6 protein-coding genes and 1 pseudogene are annotated in these 6098 nt (G+C 70.2%); 3 read left to right on the top strand and 4 right to left on the bottom strand.

Annotated elements, in window-relative coordinates:
* Positions 1 to 181: 181 nt before the first annotated feature.
* Genes xerD through H0X00_RS17420 form a run of 4 tightly spaced genes read right to left on the bottom strand, consistent with a single transcriptional unit; the run spans position 182 to position 3470 of the window.
* Positions 182 to 1111: a site-specific tyrosine recombinase XerD gene (xerD, locus tag H0X00_RS17435; protein ID WP_293773346.1), complete on the bottom strand. Its 930-nt coding sequence runs from the start codon at positions 1109 to 1111 to the stop codon at positions 182 to 184.
* Positions 1112 to 1168: 57 nt separating this feature from the next.
* Positions 1169 to 2281 (bottom strand): alanine dehydrogenase, encoded by a 1113-nt coding sequence (gene ald / locus H0X00_RS17430; protein ID WP_293773343.1) that lies wholly within the window; start codon positions 2279 to 2281, stop codon positions 1169 to 1171.
* On the bottom strand, positions 2278 to 2721 hold the full coding sequence (locus H0X00_RS17425) for a YsnF/AvaK domain-containing protein (RefSeq protein ID WP_293773341.1): 444 nt from the start codon (positions 2719 to 2721) through the stop codon (positions 2278 to 2280). Before H0X00_RS17425 ends, ald begins: the two co-directional genes overlap by 4 nt.
* Positions 2722 to 2726: 5 nt before the next feature.
* A complete protein-coding gene (locus H0X00_RS17420; RefSeq protein WP_293773339.1) occupies positions 2727 to 3470 on the bottom strand; it encodes a YsnF/AvaK domain-containing protein in 744 nt (247 codons plus the stop codon).
* A 187-nt stretch (positions 3471 to 3657) separates the two neighbouring features.
* On the opposite strand from H0X00_RS17420, the gene H0X00_RS17415 reads away from it, so the two are divergent.
* From H0X00_RS17415 to H0X00_RS17405, 3 genes and pseudogenes are all read left to right on the top strand, one after another.
* Positions 3658 to 4893 (top strand): LLM class flavin-dependent oxidoreductase, encoded by a 1236-nt coding sequence (locus H0X00_RS17415; protein WP_293773337.1) that lies wholly within the window; start codon positions 3658 to 3660, stop codon positions 4891 to 4893.
* Positions 4894 to 4906: 13 nt separating this feature from the next.
* The gene (locus H0X00_RS17410) at positions 4907 to 5719 is read left to right on the top strand and encodes an alpha/beta fold hydrolase (protein WP_293773334.1); all 813 of its coding nucleotides are present in this window, start codon (positions 4907 to 4909) and stop codon (positions 5717 to 5719) included.
* A gap of 55 nt (positions 5720 to 5774) precedes the next feature.
* Positions 5775 to 6098: pseudogene (locus tag H0X00_RS17405) on the top strand (hypothetical protein); the annotation flags it as partial.

Genomic DNA, 6098 nt, shown 5'->3' with positions numbered 1-6098 from the left:
CCCCCCCGTCTGTGCGGATCCGCTCTCTCCGCGCACCGGCTTCGCCGGTCCGCCGTGCGGTTCACGCGTTCAGATTCCCGCACCCGTGGGCCACTTCCGTGGCACCGACGCGGCGTGTCGCGAGGGTCCTTGACAACGGCCTTGGATTGTGGTGCCGGTGGGGTTATTGAGGCCAGTGTGACTAATGACGGGCCCGGGGATGAGAGCTCGCGTAGACCTCGCGGAGCCGCTCGACGGTGACCAGGGTGTAGAGCTGCGTGGTTGCCACCGACGCGTGCCCGAGCAGCTCCTGCACGACGCGGACGTCGGCCCCGCCGTCGAGCAGGTGGGTCGCGAACGAGTGCCGCAGGGTGTGCGGAGAGACCTCGACGTCGACTCCCGCACCTTCCTTCGCGGCGTCGATCACCGACCAGGCGCTCTGCCGGGACAGCCGACCGCCGCGGGCGTTGAGGAACACCGCCGGTCCCCCGGTCCCGTTCTCGGCGAGCAGCGGCCGGCCCTGCACCAGGTACCGGTCCAGGGCCTCGATCGCGAAGCTGCCCAACGGGACCATCCGCTGCTTGCCGCCCTTGCCGAGCAGCCGCACGGTGCGCTCGGTCAGGTCGAGGTCGTCGACGTCGAGACCGACCGCCTCGGAGATCCGCGCGCCGGTGCCGTAGAGAAACTCGAGCAGGGCGGCGTCGCGGGTGGTGAGCTCGGTGCGGGAGCCGGTGCCGGCTGCCTCGATGAGCGCCTGCACGGTCTCGACCGGGATCGCCTTGGGCAGGCGCTGCGGGCGCTTGGGCGGGCGGACCGGCTTGGCCGGGTCGACGGTGGCCATGCCCTCGCGGACGACGAACCTGTGGAACCCGCGGACGGCGATGACGGCCCGGGCGGCCGAGCTGGCGGACAGCGGCGGGTGCTCCGCGTCGCCCTGGCGGAGCCGGGCCAGGAAATCGGTGACGTCCTGCTCGGTGACCGCGGCGACGTCCGCGATCCCCCGCTGGTGCAGCACGCCGGCGTAGCGCCTGAGGTCGCGGCGGTAGGACAGCAGCGTGTTGGTGGCCAGGCCCCGCTCGACGGTGAGGTGGTCGAGGTAGCCGCGCAGGGCCAGGCCGACATCGGTACTCACCAGGCCAGAACTACCGGGTCGAGCTGACATAACCGCGGCGGCGCGCCGGGGCGGAGGTCAGAGGACACCGGCCAAGGTCGTGGTGGCGAGCCCGTGGGCCTCGGCGACCGGGCCGTAGACGATCGCTCCGGCATGGGTATTGAGCCCCAGCGCCAGCGCCGGGTCCCGGCGGGCGGCGTCGCGCCAGCCGAGGTCGGCGATCTCCAACGCGTAGGGCAGCGTCACGTTGGTCAGGGCGTAGGTCGAGGTGTGGGGAACCGCCCCAGGCATGTTCGCGACGCAGTAGAAGATCGAGCCGTGGACCTCGTAGGTGGGGGCACCGTGCGTGGTCGGGCGGGAGTCTTCGAAGCAGCCACCCTGGTCGATGGCGATGTCGACCAGCACCGTGCCCGGCTTCATCCGGGACACCAGGTCGCTGGAGATCAACTTCGGCGCCTTCGCGCCCGGCACGAGAACCGCGCCGACGACGAGGTCGGCGTCGAGCACGGCCTTCTCGATCTCGTAGGAGTTCGAGGCCACCGTCTGGGCGTGGCCCTGGTAGATCCGGTCGGCCTCGCGCAGCTTGGCGATGTTCTTGTCCAGCAGCAACACCTCGGCTTGCATGCCGATCGCGATCGCGGCGGCGTTCATCCCGGCCACCCCGGCGCCGATCACGACGACCTTGGCGGCGTAGACCCCGGAGACCCCGCCCATCAGTACGCCGCGCCCGCCCCCGGAGCGCATCAGGTGGTACGCCCCGGCCAGCGGCGCGAGCCGGCCCGCGACCTCGCTCATCGGGTACAGCAGCGGCAGTGAGCCGTCGGGCAGCTGGACCGTCTCGTAGGCGATCGCGGTGGTCCCAGCGGCCAGCAGCGCCTTGGTGCACTCCTCGGAGGCGGCCAGGTGCAGGTAGGTGAACAGGACCTGGTCCGCCCGGAGCCGCCCGAACTCCTGCGCGATGGGCTCCTTGACCTTCAGGACGAGGTCGGCCGTGGCCCAGACGTCGTCCGCGGTCGGCAGGACGGTGGCCCCGGCCGCGACGAAGTCGGCGTCGGAGATCGACGAGCCGGCCCCGGCGTCGCGCTCGAGAAGCACCTGGTGGCCGTGCCGGGTGAACTCGTGGACGCCGGCCGGGGTGATCGCCACCCGGTATTCGTGTTCCTTGACTTCGCGCGGCACCCCGACTCTCATGGCCGCAGCGTAGGCCGCGTCTCGGGGTCGACGAGGCGGACCTCGCCCGAGGTCTCGATCTCTACGCGTTCGCGCTTCAGGGTGGCCGTGACGAGTTGCTCCTCCTGGACGGTGTGCTTGCGAACGAGAACCCGCTCCCGCACGACGAGGCGTTTGGTCACCACGATCTGCTCTTCGAAGACCGGGATGGACAGACTGCCGTCCGGGAGCGTCAGCACCTCCCCGCTGTCGTTGTCGCCAGCGGGTTCGCGAACGAGGTCCGCGTGCTCGACGGTGCGTGGCACCGCGTTCTCGTACAGGATCTCGTCGATGTGGGTGACCGCGCGGACCCGGCCGGCTTCCTGAGAGACCGTTCCGGTCTGCAGGCGCTCCTCGCGCAGGACGAGGTCGACGACGTTGGTGTCCGGCGTGGCCCGCGCGTGCCGTGCGGTCGGCTCCATGGCTACTAGTTCGTCCGCTCGACCTCGATGACCTCGCGGCCAAGGTCCTCGGCCACCGTGACCTGCTCGGTGACCTCTTCGGTGACCATCCGGACGCGCTCCACCGGCGCGGTCACCTTGCCGGAGAAGGCCACCTCTTCGGTGAGGACGACCTCGTGCACGGCCGCGGTCAGGTCCCGGCCGGCCATCGCGGGCGCGAGGTTGGTCTCGGTAATCTCCTCGCGCTCGATCCGGACCTCGTCGTGGGAGACCGCGACGGTCGCGGTCACGGTCTCCGTCACCACGTACTTGTGCAGCCGCGCGCGCCCGGACTCGCGGCGGGAGGTGCCGACGGTCAACTGCTGCTCGGAGCGGGTCATCGCGTCGTCGGTGCCGGCTGCGGCGGGTTCGCGGAACTCCGGCACCGGCGGGGCGATCTCGTCGGGACCGTCGGGCGGGGTGAGCTGGTAGTGGGAGTAGAGCAGGTCCTCCTCGGCGGCGCTGAGCGCGTGGCCGGCTCCCACGCGGGGCGCGTCCTTGACCAGGTCGTGGCCGTAGGGCACGACGACGCAGTCGCCGTCCATGGTGGCCAGCTCCAGCGGAACGAAGCTGGCGGCGCCACCGAACAGCCCGGTGGACACGGACAGGAAGGTGCCGGTCCCCTGGGCGGAGGCGTAGACGTCGACGACCTTGCCGATCTTGGCGCCGTGGGTGCTCCGAACGGGGTGGCCGGCGAGCGTGGACAGGGTTCTGTCGTCGATGGTGGTCATGGGTGTGCCTCTCCTGGCGATCGGAATCCGGGTGCAGCGGATCGTCGCCGGGGGCCGGAGCAACACGGACTAGCTGCCCGTTACCACCGGGGCCAACCGGTACCCCGGCAGAAAGAGGGCGTGGACTACGCGGCGCGCCCGGCATAGCGTCGGTCCCGGCCGGCCCGCAGCGCAGCGAGGAGACGTCATGAAGGTCTCGATGGTCCACCTGATGCCACACCGGGAGCTCCCGGAGGACTTCACCACCCGGTACAAGTCGGTCTGGGTGACCCCGCCCTGGCACGAACTGATCGACGGCGAACAGGCCGGGCGGTACTACAACCAGTCGATCGACGAGCTGCTCCACGCCGCGGAGTCCGGCTACGACGGGATCGGCGTCAACGAGCACCACCAGAACGCCTACGGCTTCATGCCGAACCCCAACCTGATGGGCACGGCGCTGGCCCGCCTGACCAACCACCTCGACGTCGGGATCCTGCAGATCGGGTCCACCCTGCCGAGCACGCAACCGGCGATCCGGATCGCCGAGGAGTACGCGATGCTCGACTGCATCTCCGGCGGCCGGCTGATCGCGGGCATGCCGGCGGGCACCTCGATGGACGCCAACCAGTGCATGGGCATCCCACCCATCGAGCAGCGCGAGCGCTACTACGAGGCGTACGAGCTGATCATGAAGGCCTGGCAGTCCCGGGAGCCGTTCGCCTTCAACGGCCGCTACACCCAGCTGCCCTCGGTCAACGTCTGGCCGCGCCCGATCCAGGACCCGCACCCGCCGGTCTGGATTCCCGGCCTGGGCTCGCTCTCGACCTGGAAGTTCGCGGCCAAGCACAACCACAACTACGCCATGCTCAGCTTCTTCGGCTCCCAGATGGGCAAGAAGGTGATGGACGGCTTCTGGTCCTTCGTCGACGAGGAGGGCCTGGACCGTAACCCGTACCGCGCCAGCTTCGCGCAGATGGTCTGCGTCGCGGACACCGATGCCCAGGCGGAGAAGCTCTTCAAGGAGCACATTCGCTACTTCTTCGACAAGTGCATGCACGTGCCGCTGCCGTGGTGGGGCCTGCCCGGGCACCTGGACCACGCGAGCCTGGCCAACGGCATCCGCAGCGGTTCGGCGATCCGCCAGATGGAGATCATGGCGAACTTCAAGAACTTCTCCTACAAGGACTTCGTCGACAAGGACATCGTCATCGCGGGCAGTCCGGCCACCGTCGCCGACAAGCTGGTCGGCGCGGTCAAGGACCTGCGGGTCGGAAATCTGATGACCCTTCAGCACATCGGGTCGATGCCGCACGAGCTGACCAAGGAGTCGATCTCGCTGTTCTGCCAGGACGTGCTGCCCAAGCTGCGCGACGTCTGGGACGACGAGGGCTGGGTCAACCACTGGTGGCCGGTCAAGATCCGCGCGACGCGAGCGGTCTGAGGGAGTCGACGAGATGCAGCACTCGCAGGTTCACAGCGTCGAGACCCGCAACGTCGAGGTCTGGGGCGGCGACGTCCGCACCCAGGTCCTGGTGGCCGGCGACGGCCCGCCCGTGGTCTTCCTGCACCCGGTTCTCGGGCTGCAGTGGGATCCCTTTCTGGACCTGCTGGCCCAGAGCCACACCGTCTACGCGCCGTACCTGCCGGGGACCGCGCCCGGTGAGCCGGACGCCCACAAGAGCATCACCGACAACTACGAACTGACCCTGGTCTACGACGAGATCCTCGACGCGGTCGGCGTCGACGAATCCGCAGCGGTGATCGGGCACTCCTTCGGCGGGATGGTGGCCTGCGACCTCGCGGCGACGTTCCCGGCGAGGGTCTCCAAGCTCGTCCTGCTCTGCCCGATCGGGCTCTGGACCGACGGGCGGGCGTTCAACAACCCTTACCTGCTCGAGCTCCCGGAGCTGGCCGTCGCGGCGTTCGCCGACCCGACCGGCCCGGTGGCCCAGGCCGCGCTGGCGATGCCGACCGATCCGGAAGCGATGGGTGAAGTGCTGATCGCCCTGCAGTGGGCGATGGGCGTGGCCGGCAAGTACTGGTGGCCGATCCCGGACCGCGGGCTGGACCGCCGCATCCACCGGATCACCGCGGACACCCTGGTGATCTGGGGCGAGAAGGACGGGATCATCTCCCCGGACTACGCGCAGGACTTCGCGCGCCTGACCGGCGGGCGGGCCGAGGTGCTGTCCGGCGCGGCCCACGTCCCGCAGCTCGAGCGCCTCGACGTCGTGGGCCCGATGGTGACGGAGTTCTTGCAGGGCTGAGCGCGCCCGGTGTGTCCCGCCCGGTCCTGAGGATCTCGGCGGCTACCTTCGCGAGGTGGCCGCCGAGATCCCGGTCTTTCGCCCCCTTGCGCTCGCGATCGTGCTGGGGTGCGCCGCCGTGACGGTCGCCGAGTCCGACGCGTCGCCCGCCGGCCTGCCGTCGGCCTGCTCCCAGATCGACGAGCAACTGGTCTCCTGCCTGTACAACACCCCGTCCAACTCCCCCGTCCAGTTCAAGGTCCCCGCCGGTGTCACCGCGGTGACGGTGACCGCCCGGGGCGGGACCGGCGGCCCGGGAGCCTCGGGCGGCGCCGGCGGCCGGGCCGGGATCGTCACCGGCACCATCACGGTGACGTCGGGGACTGTGCTGGACCTCTTC

The sequence above is a fragment of the Sporichthya sp. genome (assembly GCF_013815995.1).
GTDB lineage: Bacteria > Actinomycetota > Actinomycetes > Sporichthyales > Sporichthyaceae > Sporichthya.
The sequence above is the reverse complement of the archived record's forward strand: the minus strand, read 5'-3'. Positions and strand labels throughout refer to the sequence as shown.

Coding starts and splice junctions, on each gene's coding strand:
- H0X00_RS17410 (WP_293773334.1), top strand. CDS start 4,907: ATGCAGCACTCGCAGGTTCACAGCGTCGAGACCCGCAACGTCGAGGTC.
- ald (WP_293773343.1), bottom strand. CDS start 2,281: ATGAGAGTCGGGGTGCCGCGCGAAGTCAAGGAACACGAATACCGGGTG.
- H0X00_RS17415 (WP_293773337.1), top strand. CDS start 3,658: ATGAAGGTCTCGATGGTCCACCTGATGCCACACCGGGAGCTCCCGGAG.
- H0X00_RS17425 (WP_293773341.1), bottom strand. CDS start 2,721: ATGGAGCCGACCGCACGGCACGCGCGGGCCACGCCGGACACCAACGTC.
- H0X00_RS17420 (WP_293773339.1), bottom strand. CDS start 3,470: ATGACCACCATCGACGACAGAACCCTGTCCACGCTCGCCGGCCACCCC.